This window comes from Brevundimonas sp. KM4 (genome assembly GCF_000964075.1).
GTDB lineage: Bacteria > Pseudomonadota > Alphaproteobacteria > Caulobacterales > Caulobacteraceae > Brevundimonas > Brevundimonas huaxiensis.
This window is the reverse complement of sequence record NZ_JZRG01000021.1, coordinates 1-16,498: the sequence shown is the minus strand read 5'-3', so window position 1 is coordinate 16,498 and position 16,498 is coordinate 1. Positions and strand designations below refer to the sequence as shown.

The 16,498-nt window shown below is 64.2% G+C and carries 16 protein-coding genes; 9 read left to right on the top strand and 7 right to left on the bottom strand.

Going from position 1 to position 16,498, the window contains the following annotated elements; genetic code table 11:
• Positions 1–102: 102 nt before the first annotated feature.
• The gene (metH, locus tag VH88_RS11780) at positions 103–2,769 is read left to right on the top strand and encodes a methionine synthase (protein ID WP_082064473.1); all 2,667 of its coding nucleotides are present in this window, start codon (positions 103–105) and stop codon (positions 2,767–2,769) included.
• Between the two features lie 45 nt (positions 2,770–2,814).
• On the opposite strand, the gene VH88_RS11775 is transcribed toward metH, so the two are convergent.
• The 3 genes from VH88_RS11775 to VH88_RS16290 form a co-directional block, all read right to left on the bottom strand.
• Entirely contained in the window at positions 2,815–3,369 is a 555-nt protein-coding gene (locus VH88_RS11775; RefSeq protein ID WP_045811432.1) for a hypothetical protein, read from the bottom strand.
• A 142-nt stretch (positions 3,370–3,511) separates the two neighbouring features.
• Complete coding sequence (locus VH88_RS15735; protein WP_082064472.1) at positions 3,512–6,670, bottom strand: TonB-dependent receptor; 3,159 nt, start codon at positions 6,668–6,670, stop codon at positions 3,512–3,514.
• 170 nt (positions 6,671–6,840) lie between these two features.
• Positions 6,841–6,996, bottom strand: coding sequence for a hypothetical protein (locus VH88_RS16290; RefSeq protein WP_197071073.1), 156 nt, complete (start codon positions 6,994–6,996; stop codon positions 6,841–6,843).
• Positions 6,997–7,062: 66 nt separating this feature from the next.
• On the opposite strand from VH88_RS16290, the gene VH88_RS11765 reads away from it, so the two are divergent.
• Positions 7,063–7,965, top strand: a complete 903-nt coding sequence (locus tag VH88_RS11765; RefSeq protein ID WP_045811430.1) for an MBL fold metallo-hydrolase — start codon at positions 7,063–7,065, stop codon at positions 7,963–7,965.
• Here the strand turns inward: VH88_RS11765 and VH88_RS11760 are convergent.
• Together VH88_RS11760 and VH88_RS11755 are read right to left on the bottom strand one after the other, a co-directional pair.
• The gene (locus VH88_RS11760; protein ID WP_045811429.1) at positions 7,962–8,630 is read right to left on the bottom strand and encodes a DUF1499 domain-containing protein; all 669 of its coding nucleotides are present in this window, start codon (positions 8,628–8,630) and stop codon (positions 7,962–7,964) included. The two genes, VH88_RS11765 and VH88_RS11760, sit on opposite strands and share 4 nt — an antisense overlap.
• A gap of 31 nt (positions 8,631–8,661) precedes the next feature.
• The gene (locus tag VH88_RS11755; protein WP_045811428.1) at positions 8,662–10,290 is read right to left on the bottom strand and encodes a long-chain-fatty-acid--CoA ligase; all 1,629 of its coding nucleotides are present in this window, start codon (positions 10,288–10,290) and stop codon (positions 8,662–8,664) included.
• Between the two features lie 170 nt (positions 10,291–10,460).
• Between VH88_RS11755 and udk the strand changes: the two genes are divergently transcribed.
• Positions 10,461–11,108, top strand: coding sequence for a uridine kinase (gene udk / locus VH88_RS11750; RefSeq protein WP_039247924.1), 648 nt, complete (start codon positions 10,461–10,463; stop codon positions 11,106–11,108).
• A gap of 129 nt (positions 11,109–11,237) precedes the next feature.
• Here udk and VH88_RS11745 read toward each other — a convergent pair whose 3' ends face one another.
• The gene (locus VH88_RS11745) at positions 11,238–12,020 is read right to left on the bottom strand and encodes a HisA/HisF-related TIM barrel protein (protein ID WP_045811427.1); all 783 of its coding nucleotides are present in this window, start codon (positions 12,018–12,020) and stop codon (positions 11,238–11,240) included.
• 115 nt (positions 12,021–12,135) lie between these two features.
• On the opposite strand from VH88_RS11745, the gene VH88_RS11740 reads away from it, so the two are divergent.
• Both VH88_RS11740 and VH88_RS11735 read left to right on the top strand, forming a co-directional pair.
• Positions 12,136–12,408, top strand: a complete 273-nt coding sequence (locus VH88_RS11740; protein ID WP_045811426.1) for a type II toxin-antitoxin system Phd/YefM family antitoxin — start codon at positions 12,136–12,138, stop codon at positions 12,406–12,408.
• On the top strand, positions 12,405–12,791 hold the full coding sequence (locus VH88_RS11735; RefSeq protein WP_039247916.1) for a type II toxin-antitoxin system VapC family toxin: 387 nt from the start codon (positions 12,405–12,407) through the stop codon (positions 12,789–12,791). The genes VH88_RS11740 and VH88_RS11735 overlap by 4 nt, the downstream gene beginning before the upstream one ends.
• On the opposite strand, the gene thiS is transcribed toward VH88_RS11735, so the two are convergent.
• Positions 12,792–12,998 (bottom strand): sulfur carrier protein ThiS, encoded by a 207-nt coding sequence (gene thiS, locus VH88_RS11730; RefSeq protein ID WP_045811425.1) that lies wholly within the window; start codon positions 12,996–12,998, stop codon positions 12,792–12,794.
• A gap of 329 nt (positions 12,999–13,327) precedes the next feature.
• Here thiS and aroQ point away from each other — a divergent pair, with 329 nt between their 5' ends.
• Genes aroQ through aat form a run of 4 tightly spaced genes read left to right on the top strand, consistent with a single transcriptional unit; the run spans position 13,328 to position 16,352 of the window.
• The gene (gene aroQ / locus VH88_RS11725) at positions 13,328–13,774 is read left to right on the top strand and encodes a type II 3-dehydroquinate dehydratase (protein ID WP_045811424.1); all 447 of its coding nucleotides are present in this window, start codon (positions 13,328–13,330) and stop codon (positions 13,772–13,774) included.
• A gap of 47 nt (positions 13,775–13,821) precedes the next feature.
• Entirely contained in the window at positions 13,822–14,313 is a 492-nt protein-coding gene (accB, locus tag VH88_RS11720; RefSeq protein ID WP_045811423.1) for an acetyl-CoA carboxylase biotin carboxyl carrier protein, read from the top strand.
• Between the two features lie 9 nt (positions 14,314–14,322).
• On the top strand, positions 14,323–15,675 hold the full coding sequence (gene accC, locus VH88_RS11715; protein ID WP_039247910.1) for an acetyl-CoA carboxylase biotin carboxylase subunit: 1,353 nt from the start codon (positions 14,323–14,325) through the stop codon (positions 15,673–15,675).
• Positions 15,645–16,352: a leucyl/phenylalanyl-tRNA--protein transferase gene (aat, locus tag VH88_RS11710; protein ID WP_156146813.1), complete on the top strand. Its 708-nt coding sequence runs from the start codon at positions 15,645–15,647 to the stop codon at positions 16,350–16,352. The genes accC and aat overlap by 31 nt, the downstream gene beginning before the upstream one ends.
• Positions 16,353–16,498 lie beyond the last annotated feature (146 nt).

Sequence of the window (16,498 nt, the reverse complement as noted above, 5' to 3'; positions counted from 1 at the left end):
ACACAGCCCATTCCTTCCTTCTTTGAGACATCGCGCTTGCTTCCGCCCCCTCCACCACGCTTCGCGCGGTCCCCCTCCCCCGCTGCGCGTGGGAGGATCTAGATGCGTCCCACCTTCATCAACGTCGGCGAACGGACCAACGTCACCGGCTCGGCCAAATTCCGCAAACTGGTGGTCGAGGGCGACTATTCGGCGGCGCTGGACGTCGCCCGCCAGCAGGTCGACGCCGGCGCCCAGATCATCGACGTCAACATGGACGAGGGGCTGCTGGACGGCGTCGTCGCCATGCGGACCTTCCTGAACCTGATCGCGGCCGAGCCCGACATCGCCCGCGTCCCAGTGATGATCGACAGTTCCAAGTGGGAGGTGATCGAGGCGGGCCTGAAGTGCGTCCAGGGCAAACCCATCGTCAACTCGATCAGCATGAAGGAGGGCGAGCAGGCCTTCCGCGATCACGCGATCAAATGCCTGCGCTACGGCGCCGCCGTCGTGGTCATGGCCTTCGACGAGGTGGGCCAGGCCGACACCGCCGCCCGCAAGATCGAGATCTGCACCCGCGCCTATGACATCCTGGTCAACGAGGTCGGCTTCCCACCCGAGGACATCATCTTCGACCCCAACATCTTCGCCGTGGCGACGGGGATCGAGGAGCATGACAACTACGCCGTCGACTTCATCGAGGCGACGCGGGAGATCAAACGCACCCTGCCCTACGCCCGCATTTCGGGCGGGGTGTCGAACGTCTCGTTCAGCTTCCGCGGCAATGAGCCGGTGCGCCGGGCGATCCACAGCGTCTTCCTGTACCACGCCATCAACGCCGGCATGGACATGGGAATCGTCAACGCCGGCGACCTGCCGGTCTATGACGACATCGACGCCGAACTGCGCGAGGCGGTCGAGGATGTGATCCTGAATCGGCCGCAGCGGACCAATGTCTCGAACACCGAACGCCTGGTCGACATGGCGCCCCGCTACAAGGGCGAAAAGGGCCAGGCCCGCGTCGTCGATCTGACATGGCGCGAACAGCCGGTCGGCAAGCGGATCGAACACGCCCTGGTCAACGGCATCACGGAGTTCATCGAGGCCGACACCGAAGAGGCGCGCCTGGCGTCCGAACGCCCGCTGCACGTCATCGAAGGCCCGTTGATGGACGGGATGAACGTGGTCGGCGACCTGTTCGGGTCTGGCAAGATGTTCCTGCCGCAGGTGGTGAAGTCCGCGCGCGTGATGAAACAGGCCGTCGCCTGGCTGGAGCCCTTCATGGAGGCCGAAAAGGCCGGCAAGCCGCGCGAGCAGGCGGGTCGAATCCTGATGGCGACCGTCAAGGGGGACGTCCACGACATCGGCAAGAACATCGTCGGCGTCGTGCTGCAATGTAACAACTATGAGGTCATCGACCTGGGCGTCATGGTCCCGGCCGACCGCATCCTGGACGAGGCCAAGGCTCACAATGTCGACATCATCGGCCTGTCGGGCCTGATCACGCCGTCGCTGGACGAAATGGTCTTCGTCGGCGCCGAGATGGAGCGGCGCGGCTTCGACATCCCTCTGCTGATCGGCGGCGCCACGACCAGCCGCACCCACACGGCGGTCAAGATCGAACCCGCCTATCGCCGGGGCTCGACCACCTATGTCGTCGACGCGTCGCGCGCCGTCAGCGTCGTTTCGGGCCTGCTGTCAAAGACCGACCGCGCCAAGAACGAGGCCGCCACCCGCGACGAATACATCCGCATCCGCGAGCAATACGCCCGCGGCCAGGAGGTGAAGGCCCGCGCCACCCTGGATCAGGCGCGCGAGAACCGCTTCAAGCTAGACCCCGCCCAGCCCATGCCCGGCAAGCCGTCCTTCCTCGGCGTGAAGGCGTTCGACACGTGGGACCTCCAGGACCTGGCCGACCACATCGATTGGACGCCCTTCTTCGCCAGTTGGGAGTTGATCGGTCGCTATCCGCTGATCCTGGACGACGAAATCGTGGGTCAGGCCGCCCGCGATCTGTTCGCCGACGCGCAAGTCATGCTGAAGCGGATCATCGACGAGAAGTGGTTCACGGCCAAGGGCGTCGTCGGCTTCTGGCCGGCCCGCGCCAACGGCGACGATGTCATCGTCTTCGCCGATGAAAACCGCGACGCCGAGATCGCCCGCTTCCACACCCTGCGCCAGCAGATCAAGAAGTCGAACGGCAAGCCGAACCTGGCCCTGTCCGATTTCATCGCTGAGAAGGGCGACGACTATATCGGCGCCTTCGCCGTCACCGCCGGTCACGGCGAGTTGGAGATCGCCAAACGGTTCAAGGACGCCGGCGACGACTATTCCGCCATTCTCGCCACCGCCCTGGCCGACCGCCTGGCCGAGGCCTTCGCCGAGCGACTGCACAAGGAAGTCCGCACCCAGCTCTGGGGCTACGCCGCCGACGAAACGACCGACATCGACGCGCTGATCGCCGAACAGTACCAGGGCATCCGCCCCGCCCCCGGCTATCCGGCCCAGCCCGACCACACGGAAAAGGCCACCCTGTTCCGCCTGCTACAGGCCGAAGACAACGCCGGCATGGCCCTGACCGAGAGCTACGCCATGACGCCGCCAGCCTCGGTTTCGGGCCTCTACTTCGGCCATCCGGGCAGCCACTATTTCGGCGTCGGCAAGATCGATCTGGACCAGGTCGAGGACTACGCCCGCCGCAAGGGCTGGGACGTCGCCACCGCCGAACGCTGGCTGGCCCCCATCCTCAACTACGATCCCTACGCCGCCAGACGCGAAACGGCGGCTTGAGCCGAACTCAAGCCGCCGTCCGTTATCGGATAAACGCCGAACCGATCAGTTGATGCCGACGCTCTCCAGCGTGGCGGGCGGCGTGGTGATGTTGTCGCGCAGGCGGCGCGCGGCGTGCTCACAGCGGCCCGGCAGACCGAAGAACAGGCCGAACGACTGGCTGCGCGCCTCGGCGTCCGGGTTCGCCATCAGCGGCGCCCACTGCGCCTTGACGGCGGCGACGGCCTGCTCGGCCTCGGCCTTCGACGCCGCCGACTGGCGCGGCGCGGCCGCGGCCAGGGCGCTGCGGAAATCCTGGGCTTCCAGACGCCCCAGACGCACCAGTTCGACATCCTCCGGCGCGCGCGACGTCAGCGTCTCGCCCAGATCAGCATGTCCGGTCACCAGCGCATCGCACCACGCCACCAGCGGATAGTCGGCGCTCGGCGCGCCCCGCGGCAACGGCCGTGCATAGGCGATGGCCTCGCGCGTCTTCAACGCATCGGCGGTCTCGCCCGAGCGATTACCCGTCACGATCGGCCCATCCTGCGTTTGAGCGACAGCCGCGCTGGCAGCCAGCAGCGACAGGACCAACAGTCCGGGAACGACAAATTTCAACATGATCTTCCTTGGAGGAGCGCGTCGCAAACAGGCGACGATCCGTAACGCTCGCCCGCCCGAATGGTTTTTCTACGGCGCCGCTTAAACGAAAAAGGCGGCGGAGCGTTGCCCCGCCGCCTCAGTCTCGCGTCGTTGACCGGCCTTAGAAACGGTATCTCAGGCCGAAACGGACAGTCCTTGGCGATTGGTAGCTGCGCGGCAGACCGTAGTATGGCGCACGAGCGTTTGCAGTGTTTGCGCTGGTGCGAACCAGACCTTGTTCGACCACGCGCGTGACTTCGTCGTTATCAAACACGTTGAAGATGTCGATAGAGGCCGTCAAAGCGCCCTTAGTCTCGCTTTGATACAGGTTGAAGTTCATGTTCAGATCGAGCTGATAAGTCCAATCCGTCTGCCCTTGCGAACCACGCGGCGTCGAGATGACAGCATTGTTGGCACCAATCGGGCAGTACCATCCCGACGGCGTTCCCACTTGCGGCGCCAGCGGATCGACCGAGACCGGCACGCGGCCAAGGCAACCGTAGTAGCGACCGGACTGAGCCGTAAAGTTGGCACCGACGCTGAAGAAGTCGTTCGGTGCATAAGAGCCGAACAGCTTGACGGTGTGGCGGTGATCATTCGGGAGATAACCATACGCACCCAGCGAGTTGGCCGAGTGGTCGTAGTCTTGCGTGATCGACGTGTCGGTCTGACCGATGTCCGACTTAACCGCCCCCTCATAGTTCCCCTTGGATTCCGAGAGGGTGTACGACCCTTGCAGGCCCCACAGACCATCGAACGGGCGTTCGAAGGTGAACTCCAGCGCTTGATATGTGCGCTCAACAGCAGGAAGTTTTAGATCGTCCGCAGTGAGCTGGATTTGCTGGGGATTGTAAGCCGGGTTAGCGGAACCATCCGCCAAGGTGCGTGTGTCACCTTGGAGATCGATGAACACGGAAGCGCCATCGCCCGGATTGATCAGAACGTAAGGGAAGATCGAAGCGAAGTTGGAGTCGCCCACGCCCGTCTGACCGCAAGCCGTATTGGTGCGAACGCAATACCGCACGATCGCGTCGCCAATGGCTGTGTCTTCAATCGCTTGTTCCAAGTTGCGATTAACATAACGAACGCCTGCCGACCAATCGGCGAACATGCCATCCGAGAAGCTGTGCTCATAGCCGAGGACGAACTCGCGTTCGAACATAGGCTTCAGATCAGCCTCCGCCACCGTGCGCGGATCGGGAGCGCCAGGAGGGCTGAGATAGTCGATCTGACGACGCGTTCCCAAGACAGGATAGTTGCCATTCAGAACCAACGGACCCGTCGCACCGCCCGTACGGCTCGCATCGAAGTATTCGTCGGTATACACTTCACCTGACGACGCGCGAATGGACGTGTTGGTCGCGATCGGCAGGTAATAGTCACCGAACGAACCGTAGATACGGTTCACCCCGTCATCAAGAGGATCCCAGTTGAAGCCCAGACGAGGAGCCCACTGATCATCGACCTTGATATAGCTTTCGCCATCAACGTTTTTGTAGTCGTATTTGTCGTTACGAACGCCGAGTTGCAGCGTCAGATTGGGCAGAATGTCCCATGAGTCTTGCACATAGAGGGCAGTCTGCTCAGCGGTGAACACACCGTTATTGGCAAAGGTGAGCACTTCCACGCATCCAGCAGCGGGCGTGCCGGCAGGGCAGTCGCCTTGAGCTAGCGCATAGTATAGCGCGCCACCCGAGTAGGCGCTCCGCGCCGAAGACGTCAGATCCTCCTTATCGTAACCAACACGGATATGGTGGTCGCCGAAGAGGCTGACGTAGAAATCGCCGTCTACGCGATATGTCTCGCGGATATCTTCGCCCTCGAGATTATAGGGGCCTGCGTGCAGACCAGCCGTGATGTAGTTGCCGCCAGCGGCAACATAGTCACGGATACCCGGCAGGCTGATCGGGTCGCCATAATCCAAATAGGCGTTCTCTTGGCGGCCATACAGGGCCGAGAGCGTAAACCAATCCGTGAACACACCAGTATATTTGTAGATTTGTGTAATACCACCCGCATCGGCATATACCGGGGCTGTTTCGCGCACAAAGGCGTCGGTGGCTGCGTCGAATGTTCTAGTAACCGTCTCGGTCGTGGTCTTATCGTTGATCACCGTCGCTTCGAGGCGATGCTCGGGGTTCAGAACAAAGTCAAGCTTCACAGCCCAGCGCGGGTCGTCATACGACGCATAGCTTTGCGTACGTGTACCAGCAGCCACGCCGTTAGGGTTAGCTGCGCTGTATGAGTAGGTACGTGAGCGCGCTCCCGACGTCTCTACGTCACGAACGTTGTAGACGCCAAAGAGGAACAGGTGATCTTTCCAGAGCGGTCCGCCCAAGTAGGCAGTATAATCTTTTAGATCGCTTTCAGAATACTGGTTGAAGTTTTGAATACCTGCCGCGTTGTTTCCGCCGGCTTGGTAGGACACACCGCGGGTGCCACGAAGGCCATTGGGTGTCCAGTAGCTGCTGACGCCGCCCGTCCATTCGTTGGAACCGGAACGCGTCACAATGTTAACCACGCCGCCTGTGGCGCGGCCATACTCAGCTTGATAGCCACCCGTTTTGGTGTCGATGGTTTGAATAAAGTCAAACGGCAACTCACCGTAGCCCAAGAAGCTACGCTGATCAGTCACATTCAAGCCATTGATGTAGTAGACGCTTTCCGCCGCCGACGTCCCCGACAGCGACACAAGCGATTGGTTACGGCGCGAACTTGCAGCGATGGTTGCATCCGGCGCGCTAGCACCTGGCGTGAAGAGCGTAACCGCGTTGATGCTACGCCCGGTCGGGACGCGATCAGCAAACTCTTGGACGTCGACGCTCAGACCAGTGTCGGTGCGGCTGAAATCTTGGGTTTTTCGCGCACCCGTAACGACGATGTCGCCGAGGCTTGTCGCATCAGTGCTTTCCGACACCGTGAACGCATAGCTGCTACCACCCGGAGAGACGGTAATTCTGTCGGCGGAAGAACCGGCTGATGAAGTGACCGAAATTTCGTAAGAACCAACAGCCAAAGCCGGAATGCGGAACGAGCCGTTGGCATCAGTCGTAGCCGTACGAACACTACCTTGCGCCGAGGTCGCCGTGACCGTAGCCCCTGCGACACGAGCACCCGATGCGTTTGAAACCGTGCCAGACAGAATACCGCTGGTGTAGTCTTGGGCCGAAGCAGCTGTTGGCGTCAGCAGCGTTACGGCTGGCACTGCGACCACAGCCATCAAGGCGGCGCTGCCGATCATGGTCGAATGGAGTAAGAGCTGCTTGATATTCAGCGTCATGAAAGAATTCCCCTTCCTTCGACGCGCCTACGTTCCCGTAGGCAGCGACACGAATCTCATGCTGAAGCATGATTACAATCAGCTTAGGTCGTCCAATCCCATTCTGGATAGATTAGAAACGTCGGTTTCAGATGTTGCCTACCGCCTGTCGCAATCGTGCCACACGCCTGTCACCTACCCGACAATGTGTGGATGTTGCGTGCCGCATAGGGCGCGGGCTCCGGCGTGCAGGAGGCGGCGATCAGTTGCACCGCGGCGAGATACAGGATCGCCGCCGCGACGAACGGAAGCCGATTTGATACAGCGTTGGCGATCGAACGGGCCATTGTGGGCGCTCCAGGCATGATTACCGAGACGTCAACGCAAGCTCTGCGCCAAACGCAGGGGTGGCGATGATCCCGTTCGTGAAGACGTTTGACTTCGCCTATGGGCGTAGCGATCAGGTGTCGCCTTTGATCGAGCGGGTGATTGCAGACAATCCGGGGCCTTTCACCTTTACCGGGACGGGGACCTATATTGTCGGCCGATCGGACCAAGGGGCCGAGGTCGGGGTGATCGATCCGGGGCCGCTGGATCAGACGCATCTGGCGGCGCTGATGGCGGCGGTCGAGGGGCGGCGGGTCAGCCATGTGCTGGTGACGCATACGCACCGGGATCATGCGCCTTTGGCCCGGCCGTTCGCCGAGGCGACCGGAGCGCGGATTTGGGCCGCCCGGCCTCCGGTGCGGGAAACGCATGCGTCGGGTGCGCTCGATGAAGATGACGATGCCGACTTCGCGCCCGATGTGGTGCTGACGGGCGGCGAGGTCATCGAAGGCGACGGCTGGACGATCGAGGCGATATTCACGCCCGGTCACGCGTCAAATCATATGGCTTTCGCTCTGCGCGAAGAGAACGCGCTGTTCTGTGGCGACCACGTCATGGGCTGGTCGACGACGGTCGTGGCGCCGCCGGATGGGAACATGCGTCAGTATATGGCCAGCCTGGAGGCGGTGATCGCGCGCGACTTCGATGTGCTGTGGCCGACGCACGGGGCGCCGGTGACGGAGGTGCGGCCGTTTCTGGAAGCCTATCGCGCGCATCGGCTGCAGCGGGAGGCGCAAGTGCTTCAGCGGCTTGCGGCGGGGGATCGCACGATCGGGGAGATGGTCCCGGTTCTGTACGCCGCCGTCGATCAGCGGCTGTGGCCGGCCGCTTCGCTGTCGGTGCTGGCGCATCTGATCAAGCTGGTGGAGGACGGTGCGGCGATGAGTGATGGCGCGCCCGGCCTGTCGGCGCAGTTCCAGCTGGCTTAGCGTCCCGCCTCCAGGTTTCGCGTAATTTTCGCGGCGAGGCGGCAGGTGGCGCCGCCGTCGGGACGGCTGCCGCGCGCGGCGACGCGGATGTCGGTGCGGCCGGGGCGGATGCGAACGACCGCGTCGGTGGCGAAGCCGAACCAGGCGCCGGCATGCACGGCCTCGACCTGGAAGGTTGTGGCGCGGGTGACGACGAAGCCGGCGTCGACCAGCGCCGAGGTCGCCTGCTGGGCCAGGACCTGGGTCGGGATGGCGTCCACACCGTCACAGGTCTGCGGCGCGCCGCTGCGCGGGCCGGCGGCGCGCGGCAGGCCCGGCGGCTCGTCAAGATTGGTGCTGACGTCACGCGGATGGGGCGTCGCATCCTGGCCCTGACGCAGCACGAAGCCGGCGACGGTCCCGCCCGCCAGGACCAACGCCGCCAGAGCATAAATCCCCCTGCCCTTCAGATCGCGCAGCGCCAGCACCGTCGCCGTCAGCGCCGCCGCCAGACCTACCCAGGCCAGGATGCGCGCCACGGTCCAGGTCAGCAGGTCGTAACCGATCGCCAGATCGAGACCGCCGAACCGCGTCGCCGTAACAGCCGCCACGACCAACACAAAGGGCGCCGCCGCAAGCGCCGTCAGCCAGGGCAGAATGGCGGGAACGGGCTTTCTGGTCGGCATTCAGGCTCCGGTTCTAGGGTCAGGCGCCAGATCAGGCAGCGGTCGGCAGACGATAGTCCTTCATCCGGTCGCGCAGAAGCTTCTTGTCGATCTTGCCGGTCGCGCCCAGCGGAATGTCGTCCACGGCGACCACATCGTCGGGCATCCACCATTTGGCGATCTTGCCGGTCAGGAAGTCCAGATGCTCCTGCTTGTCCAGCATCTCGTCGGGTTTCAGCTTCAGGATCAGCACGGGCCGTTCGTCCCATTTGGGGTGGGCCGCGCCGATGACGGCGGCGATCTCGACCTTGGGGTGACCCACGGCGATGTTCTCGATCTCGATGGAGCTGATCCACTCGCCGCCCGACTTGATCACGTCCTTGGCGCGGTCGGTGATCTGCATGAAGCCCAGGTCATCGACCGTGGCCACATCGCCGGTGTCGAAGAAGCCTTCGTCGTCCAGGATCGAGCCGTCTTCCTTGAAGTAGGCGCGGCTGATCGTCGGCCCCTTGACCATCAGACGACCGAAGGTGGCGCCGTCGTGAGGCAGTTCGGCGCCCGCCTCGTCCTTCAGCTTCAGCTCGACGCCCAGCGGCGGCACGCCCTGCTTCAGGCGGTATTTCATCTGCTCGTCATACGAGAGCTTCAGGATTTCGGGCGGCAGGTTGGCGATGGTGCCGATGGGCGAGGTCTCGGTCATGCCCCAGGCATGGGTGACCTCGACGCCGAAATCGTCCTGGAAGCCGCGGATCAGGCTTTCGGGGCAGGCCGAGCCGCCGATCAGTACGCGTTTCAGCGTCGAGAAGCCCAGACCGTTCTGTTTCATGTGGGCGAACAGCCCCTGCCAGACGGTCGGCACGGCGGCCGAGAAGGTGACGCCCTCCTGTTCGATCAGCTCATAGATCGACTGACCGTCCATCTTGGCGCCCGGCATCACCAGCTTGGTGCCGGCGGCGGGGCCTGCGAAGGCGATGCCCCAGGCGTTGGCGTGGAACATCGGCACGACCGGCAGGATCACCTCCTTGGGCGTGGCGCCCATCACCGTGGCCTGAAGGCCCATGAAGGTGTGCAGGAAGTTGGAGCGGTGCGAATACAGCACCCCCTTCGGATTGCCCGTCGTGCCGGAGGTGTAGCAGAGGCCGCAGGCCGTCTGTTCGTCGAAGTCGCCCCAGACCACGTCGGTCGATTGCCCGGCGATCGCGTCCTCATAGGCGACGGCCTTGGGCAGCTTCGTCTGCGGCATATGGGCGGCGTCGGTCATGATGACGACGCGCTCGACCTTGGGGATATGCGGCAGGATGGCTTCCAGCAGCGGCACGAAGGTCAGGTCGACGAAGATGATCCGGTCTTCGGCTTGATTTATGATGTAGACGAGCTGTTCGGGGAACAGACGCGGGTTCAGGGTGTGGCACACCCCGCCGATGCCCATGATTCCGTACCAGGCCTCGATGTGGTTGGCGGTGTTCCAAGCCAGGGTGGCGACGCGGTCGCCCGGCTTGATCCCCCAATCCTTCAGGGCGCTGGACACGCGTTTGGCCCGCTCGTGGATCTGGGCGTAGGTCGTGCGGACGATGGGCCCCTCGACCGAGCGCGTCACCACTTCGCGCTCGCCATGCCAGTTTTTGGCGTGGTCGATGATCTTGTCGACCGTCAGCGGCCAGTCCTGCATCAAGCCCAGCATGTCGTATCCTTGTCCCTTGGATGCGTCTGCTTTGATGCGACGCTTGAGCGGACGCTAACATCGGTGATCGGCGATAAGCAACGTGACCCAACGTCAACTGGGGCGTCAGCCACGGCGCGGCGGATCGTCGCCGGTGGCGCTGGCGGCGCGACCGCTCTAGAAGGCCGCCCATGACCATATTGATCGCGATCACGGGGGGCTCCGGCTCCGGCAAAAGCACACTGGCGGAGGCGCTGGTTTCGGCCCTGCCCGAAGGGTCGGCCGTGCTGGTGCGCGAGGACAGCTATTACAAGGACGCGGCCTCCCTGCCCGGCTTCGACGCCGCAACCTTCGACTTCGACGATGTCACCGCGCGCGATCACGACCTGATGATCGCGGACCTGAAGGCATTGAAGGCCGGGCGCGCGGTGACGGCGCCGGTCTATTCCTTCATCCACCACGGCCGCGAGCCGGGCGGCGAGCCGATCCCGGCGGCCGAGGTGGTGATCGTCGAGGGCACGCATGTTCTGTGCACCCCCGACCTGACCGCCCTGTTCGACATCCGGGTCTTCGTGGACACGCCGGCCGACATCCGCTTCATCCGCCGCCTGCTGCGCGACCAGGCCGAGCGGGGCCGATCGGCGGATTCGGTCGTGGCGCAATATCTGGCGACGGTGCGTCCGGGCCACGAACGCCTGACCGAACCGTCGCGCACCCACGCCGACTTCATTGTCGCCGATGCGACGGCGGCGGTGCGTCTGGAAGATCCCCAGGCCGTGGTGCGTCTGGCGGCTCCGGTCCTGGCCCATCCGCTGCTGCAGGCGCTGCTGGACGATTAGGATTACAGGTCTCAGATGCGGTCTGGCCTATCTGTCCGCCGCGTGATCGTGAGGATGAAACTGCGCCCTTAGCAGCCCCCTCAACCGTCGTTACGCCAGCCCACTTCTCCTGTGTGTAGTGAGGACCGCTTAGATCAGTCCCGCCAGCGGCGACGACGGGTCGGCATACATCCGCTTGGCCATTCGGCCGGCCAGATAGGCGTCGCGGCCGGCGATGACGGCGTGCTTCATGGCGCGGGCCATGCGGATTGGGTCCTTGGCCCCGGCGATGGCGGTATTCATCAGGACGGCGTCGCAGCCCAGCTCCATCGCGCGCGTCGCGTCCGAAGCCGTGCCGACGCCCGCATCGACCAGCACCGGCACCTTGGCCTGTTCGACGATGAGGCGAACATTGACCTCGTTCTGGATGCCGAGCCCTGAGCCGATCGGGGCGGCGGCGGGCATGATGGCGGCGGCGCCGGCGTCTTCCAGCCGCTTGGCCATCACCACGTCGTCGGTGCAATAGACCATGACGTCGAAGCCGTCCTTGATCAGCAGATCCAGCGCCCGCAGCGTCTCGATCATGTCGGGATACAGGTGGGCGGTGTTGGACAGCACCTCCAGCTTGACCAGGCTCCACCCGCCGGCCTCGCGCGCCAGGCGCAGGGTCCGCACCGCATGCTCGCCGGTGAAACAGCCGGCGGTGTTGGGCAGGAAGGTGAAGCGGTCCGGCTTCACATAATCGACCAGCATCGGCTGGGTCGGGTCGGACAGGTTCACACGCCGCACGGCGACGGTCACGATCTCGGCCCCGGCCGCCTCGGCGGCGGCGGCGTTCTGGGCGTAGTCGGCGTATTTGCCGGTGCCCACGATCAGACGGGAATTGAAAGTGCGGCCGGCGACGGACCAGGTTTCGTTGGCTGTATCGGTCATGAGTGCTGACCTACGCGCCCAGGCCGCCGAGCGAAAGGTCGCAAGCATCACACCGCGTTGCGAGAGACCATCGAATAGACTAAACTAAGTGGACTAAGTTCAATGGAGACATGTCATGGAGACGGTCAACATCCATCAGGCCAAGACGCATCTGTCCCGCCTGATCGAAAAGGCGGCGAAGGGCGAACCCTTCATAATCGCCAAGGCCGGCAAGCCGATGGTGAAGGTAACGGCCATTGAGCATGACGCGCCGGTAGACACCTCGCGCCGATTTGGATTCATGAAGGGTGAAATCCAGGTGCCTGACGATTTCGACACCATGGGACAGGCCGAGATCGAGGCGATGTTCTACGGCGATGGCGTCCATGAGGACGGCTCCGGCCGATGAAGTTACTGATCGATACGCATCTTCTACTTTGGGCGTCTGAGGATCGTGCGCGCCTTCCCGTTCAGGCCGCCGATTTGATGGCCGATCCTGACAACGATCTGATCTTCAGCGCCGTCAACATCTGGGAGATCGTCGTCAAGCGCGGGCTTAATCGCGCCGACTTCGGTGTCGATCCCCTCGCCTTTCGCCGACGGCTTCTAGCGGCCGGTTACGAAGAAATCCCGGTGACAAGCCTGCATACTTTGGAACTGAGCGGACTACCGTTGATCCACCGTGACCCGTTTGATCGTCTGCTGATCGCGCAGGCTATAGCCGAGAGCGCGCAACTGGTGACTGCAGACGGTCAGATCGCCTTCTATCCCGGCCCCATCCTCAAGGTCTGATTATCCGCCGCCGACGAACTGAACCAGCTCGATACGGTCGCCTGCGGCCACCGGCGTGACGGCGTGCAGGGACTTCGGTACGATCTCGAGATTGCGTTCGACGGCGACCTTGCGCGGGTCCAGCGACAGTTCCTCGACCAGGGCCAGGATGTTGTCGGCCTGCACCTGGCGCGGTTCGCCGTTGAGATGGATCTGGTACACGCGCATTCTCCCTGGGCCTTCGCGCGTCAGATAAAGCCTGACGGGCCGCTTCGCCAGACTGTGCGCTCAGCCCGCCTCGAACAGGAAGGCGCCGATCGCGACGGCCAGGGCCGCGAAGGTCGCCACCACGGTTCTCAGGATCAGTTTGCCGTCCTGGCGCATCCTCGGCGCTCCCTAGGCTGTCCCGACCAGGGACGATGGCGGGCGGCGCTGCGAAATCCACGCCATCGCACATAACGTCGGGGAAGGTTCGACGCCGCCAGCGTTTGACCCACGCCCTGCGTCCGCTAAAAGGCCCCTCTTGCGCCGCGCGGCGCCGGATCGATTCTGGAACCATGGCCGAAACGCCCGTCATTCATGTGCTGAACGGCCCCAATCTGAACCTGCTCGGGGTTCGGGAGCCGGACATCTATGGCCGCGACACCCTGGCGGACATCGAACAGCGATGCGTCAGGGCGGCCGGCGAGGCGCAGATCGTGTTTCGTCAGACCAACCACGAAGGCGTGCTGGTCGACTGGATCCAGCAGGCGCGCGAAGGCGCTCACGCCCTTATCCTCAATCCGGCGGCCTACGGGCATACGTCGGTGGCGCTGCACGATGCGGTGAAGACGCTGTCGATCCCGGTGATCGAGTTGCATCTGTCCAATCCGGCGGCGCGCGAGGCTTTTCGCCATCACTCCTATGTGTCCTCCGCGGCGACCGGCGTCATCGCCGGCTTCGGCGCGGCGGGCTATGAACTGGCCGTCCAGGCGGCCCTCACCCAGGTTCGGGAACGCGGCTGAGCCCCGTCCCGTTTATCGAAGACCACGAAAGACAAGGCGCAACTCCAATGGCCGATGACAAGAAACACGCCGAAATCGACGCCGCCCTGGTTCGCCAGCTGGCCGAAATCCTGAACGAGACCGATCTGACGGAAGTCGAGGTCGAGCGCGGCGAACTGCGCATCCGCGTGGCGCGCGAAGTCACCGTCAACGCCGCCCCGGTCCAGTACGCCGCCGCCCCCGCTCCGGTCGCCGCTGCGCCCGCCGCCGCTGCTGCGCCGGCCGCCATGCCGTCGGATCTCGCCACCATCGTCGCCCGCGCCGGCGAAGAGGTGAAGTCGCCGATGGTCGGCACCGCCTATCTGCAGGCCTCGCCGGAGGCCCCGGCCTTCGTCCAGCCCGGCGACAGGGTCAAGAAGGGCCAGACCCTGCTGATCGTCGAAGCCATGAAGACGATGAACCCGATCCAGGCGCCGCGCGACGGCGTGGTGGCCGAAATCCTGGTCGGCGACGCCCAGCCGGTCGAGTTCGGCGAACCCCTCGTCCTGCTGGAAGCCTAAGGCGCCGCGATGTTCACCAAGGTCCTGATCGCCAACCGCGGCGAGATCGCGCTGCGCATCCACCGGGCGTGCAAGGAGATGGGCATCTCCACCGTCGCCGTGCACTCCGAAGCCGACCGCGGCGCCATGTGGGTGCGGCTGGCCGACGAGAGCGTCTGCATCGGCCCCGCCTCGGCCGCCAAGTCGTATCTGAACATCCCCTCGATCATCGCTGCGGCCGAGATCACCGGCGCCCAGGCGATCCACCCCGGCTATGGCTTCCTGTCCGAGAACGCCCGCTTCGCCGAGATCGTCGAGGCCCACGGCATGACTTTCATCGGTCCCAAGCCCGAGCATATCCGGGTCATGGGCGACAAGATCAGCGCCAAACAGACGGTCAAGGACGCCGGCATCCCCGTCGTTCCCGGCTCGGATGGCGAGGTCGAGACTGTCGAGGCCGCGATCGAGGCGTCCAAGTCCATCGGCTTCCCTTTGATCGTCAAGGCGGCGGCGGGCGGCGGCGGACGCGGCATGAAGGTCGCCCTGACGCCTGACGATCTGGTCGAGGCGGTCCAGACCGCCCAGTCGGAAGCTTTGGCCGCCTTCGGCAACGGCGCCGTCTATATGGAGCGCTACCTCCAGAAGCCGCGCCACATCGAAATTCAGGTCATCGCCGACAGCCACGGCAATGTCGTGCACCTGGGCGAGCGCGACTGCTCGCTGCAACGCCGTCACCAGAAGGTGCTGGAAGAGGCCCCCTCGCCCGCCCTGTCGGCGGAGGGTCGCAAGAAGATCGGCGAGACGGTCAACAAGGCCATCGCCGCCATCGGCTATCTGGGCGTCGGGACGATCGAGTTCCTGTGGGAGGACGGCGAGTTCTTCTTCATCGAGATGAACACCCGCCTGCAGGTCGAACACCCGGTCACGGAAATGATCACCGGCGTCGATCTGGTGCGTGAACAGGTGCGCATCGCCGCCGGTCTGCCGCTGTCGTTCACGCAAGAGGACATCGAGTTCCAGGGCCACGCCATCGAGGTGCGGATCAACGCCGAGAACCCGGAAACCTTCACCCCCTCGCCGGGCAAGATCACGGACTTCCACGCACCGGGCGGCCTGGGCGTGCGTCTGGATAGCGCGATCTACGCCGGCTATTCGATCCCGCCCTATTACGACAGCCTGATCGGCAAGCTGATCGTCCACGGCCGCGACCGCGAAGAGGCCATCGCGCGCCTGAAGCGTTCGCTGAACGAGGTCGTCATCGGCGGCGTCGACACGACCATTCCCCTGTTCCAGAAGCTGCTGGCCGAGCCGGACATCCTGTCGGGCGACTACGACATCCACTGGCTGGAGAAATGGGCGGCCCGTCAGAAGGGCGACGCCTGACCGACCCCGATTTCAGCGCCAGCGGGCCTTTCGGCGGTTTCGGCCCCGAGGACCTGCTGGCCTGTTACGCCCGGGGCGTGTTTCCGATGGCCGAGGCGCGCGACGATCCGCGCGTCTTCATCATCGAGCCGGAACAGCGCGGGGTCATCCCGCTGGACGCTTTCCACATCCCCAGCCGCCTGCGTCGCACCGTGCGGGGCGAACCGTTCGAGGTGCGGGTCGACACCGCCTTCGAAGCGGTGCTGGACGGCTGTGCGGCGGCGCAAGGGCCGGATCGCGAAGACACCTGGATCAACGGCCCGATCCGGCGGCTGTACGCCGCTCTGTTCGCCATGGGCTTCGTCCATTCCATCGAATGCTGGCGTGACGAGCGGCTGGTCGGCGGGCTTTACGGCGTGTCGCTGGGCGGGGCCTTCTTCGGCGAGAGCATGTTCAGCCGCGAGCGGGACGCCTCCAAGGTCGCTCTGGTGCATCTGGTTGCGCGCCTGCGAAAGGGCGGCTGGACCCTGTTGGACGCTCAGTTCCTGACCGACCATCTCAGCCAGTTCGGTGCGGTCGAAACGTCGCAGGCGGCCTATCTTGAGCGGCTTCAACCGGCTCTGTCGGTCAGGCCAAACCAGGAGGCGTTGCGCGCGCCCCTGACCGGCGCAGAAGCGGTCGCCCAGGCCAGCGCCTAGGTCCATCGGCATCCGAGAAGACAGGTCTCTCAGTTCGTCATTCCGGGGCTGAGCGGAGCGAAGAACCCGGAACCCAGGACCACATTTGCGATGCCGCCCCAGTCAACGCCTGACGCGCCTCTCCTGGGTTCCGGGTTCGTCCTTCG

Excerpts from the sequence above, each read along its gene's own strand:
- aroQ (WP_045811424.1), top strand. The coding sequence starts at position 13,328 with ATGGCCGAAACGCCCGTCATTCATGTGCTGAACGGCCCCAATCTGAAC.
- VH88_RS11755 (WP_045811428.1), bottom strand. The coding sequence starts at position 10,290 with ATGCTGGGCTTGATGCAGGACTGGCCGCTGACGGTCGACAAGATCATC.
- udk (WP_039247924.1), top strand. The coding sequence starts at position 10,461 with ATGACCATATTGATCGCGATCACGGGGGGCTCCGGCTCCGGCAAAAGC.
- aat (WP_156146813.1), top strand. The coding sequence starts at position 15,645 with ATGGGCGGCCCGTCAGAAGGGCGACGCCTGACCGACCCCGATTTCAGC.
- VH88_RS11765 (WP_045811430.1), top strand. The coding sequence starts at position 7,063 with ATGATCCCGTTCGTGAAGACGTTTGACTTCGCCTATGGGCGTAGCGAT.
- accC (WP_039247910.1), top strand. The coding sequence starts at position 14,323 with ATGTTCACCAAGGTCCTGATCGCCAACCGCGGCGAGATCGCGCTGCGC.
- VH88_RS11775 (WP_045811432.1), bottom strand. The coding sequence starts at position 3,369 with ATGTTGAAATTTGTCGTTCCCGGACTGTTGGTCCTGTCGCTGCTGGCT.
- VH88_RS11740 (WP_045811426.1), top strand. The coding sequence starts at position 12,136 with ATGGAGACGGTCAACATCCATCAGGCCAAGACGCATCTGTCCCGCCTG.
- accB (WP_045811423.1), top strand. The coding sequence starts at position 13,822 with ATGGCCGATGACAAGAAACACGCCGAAATCGACGCCGCCCTGGTTCGC.
- VH88_RS16290 (WP_197071073.1), bottom strand. The coding sequence starts at position 6,996 with ATGGCCCGTTCGATCGCCAACGCTGTATCAAATCGGCTTCCGTTCGTC.
- VH88_RS11745 (WP_045811427.1), bottom strand. The coding sequence starts at position 12,020 with ATGACCGATACAGCCAACGAAACCTGGTCCGTCGCCGGCCGCACTTTC.
- VH88_RS11735 (WP_039247916.1), top strand. The coding sequence starts at position 12,405 with ATGAAGTTACTGATCGATACGCATCTTCTACTTTGGGCGTCTGAGGAT.
- VH88_RS11760 (WP_045811429.1), bottom strand. The coding sequence starts at position 8,630 with ATGCCGACCAGAAAGCCCGTTCCCGCCATTCTGCCCTGGCTGACGGCG.
- VH88_RS15735 (WP_082064472.1), bottom strand. The coding sequence starts at position 6,670 with ATGACGCTGAATATCAAGCAGCTCTTACTCCATTCGACCATGATCGGC.
- metH (WP_082064473.1), top strand. The coding sequence starts at position 103 with ATGCGTCCCACCTTCATCAACGTCGGCGAACGGACCAACGTCACCGGC.
- thiS (WP_045811425.1), bottom strand. The coding sequence starts at position 12,998 with ATGCGCGTGTACCAGATCCATCTCAACGGCGAACCGCGCCAGGTGCAG.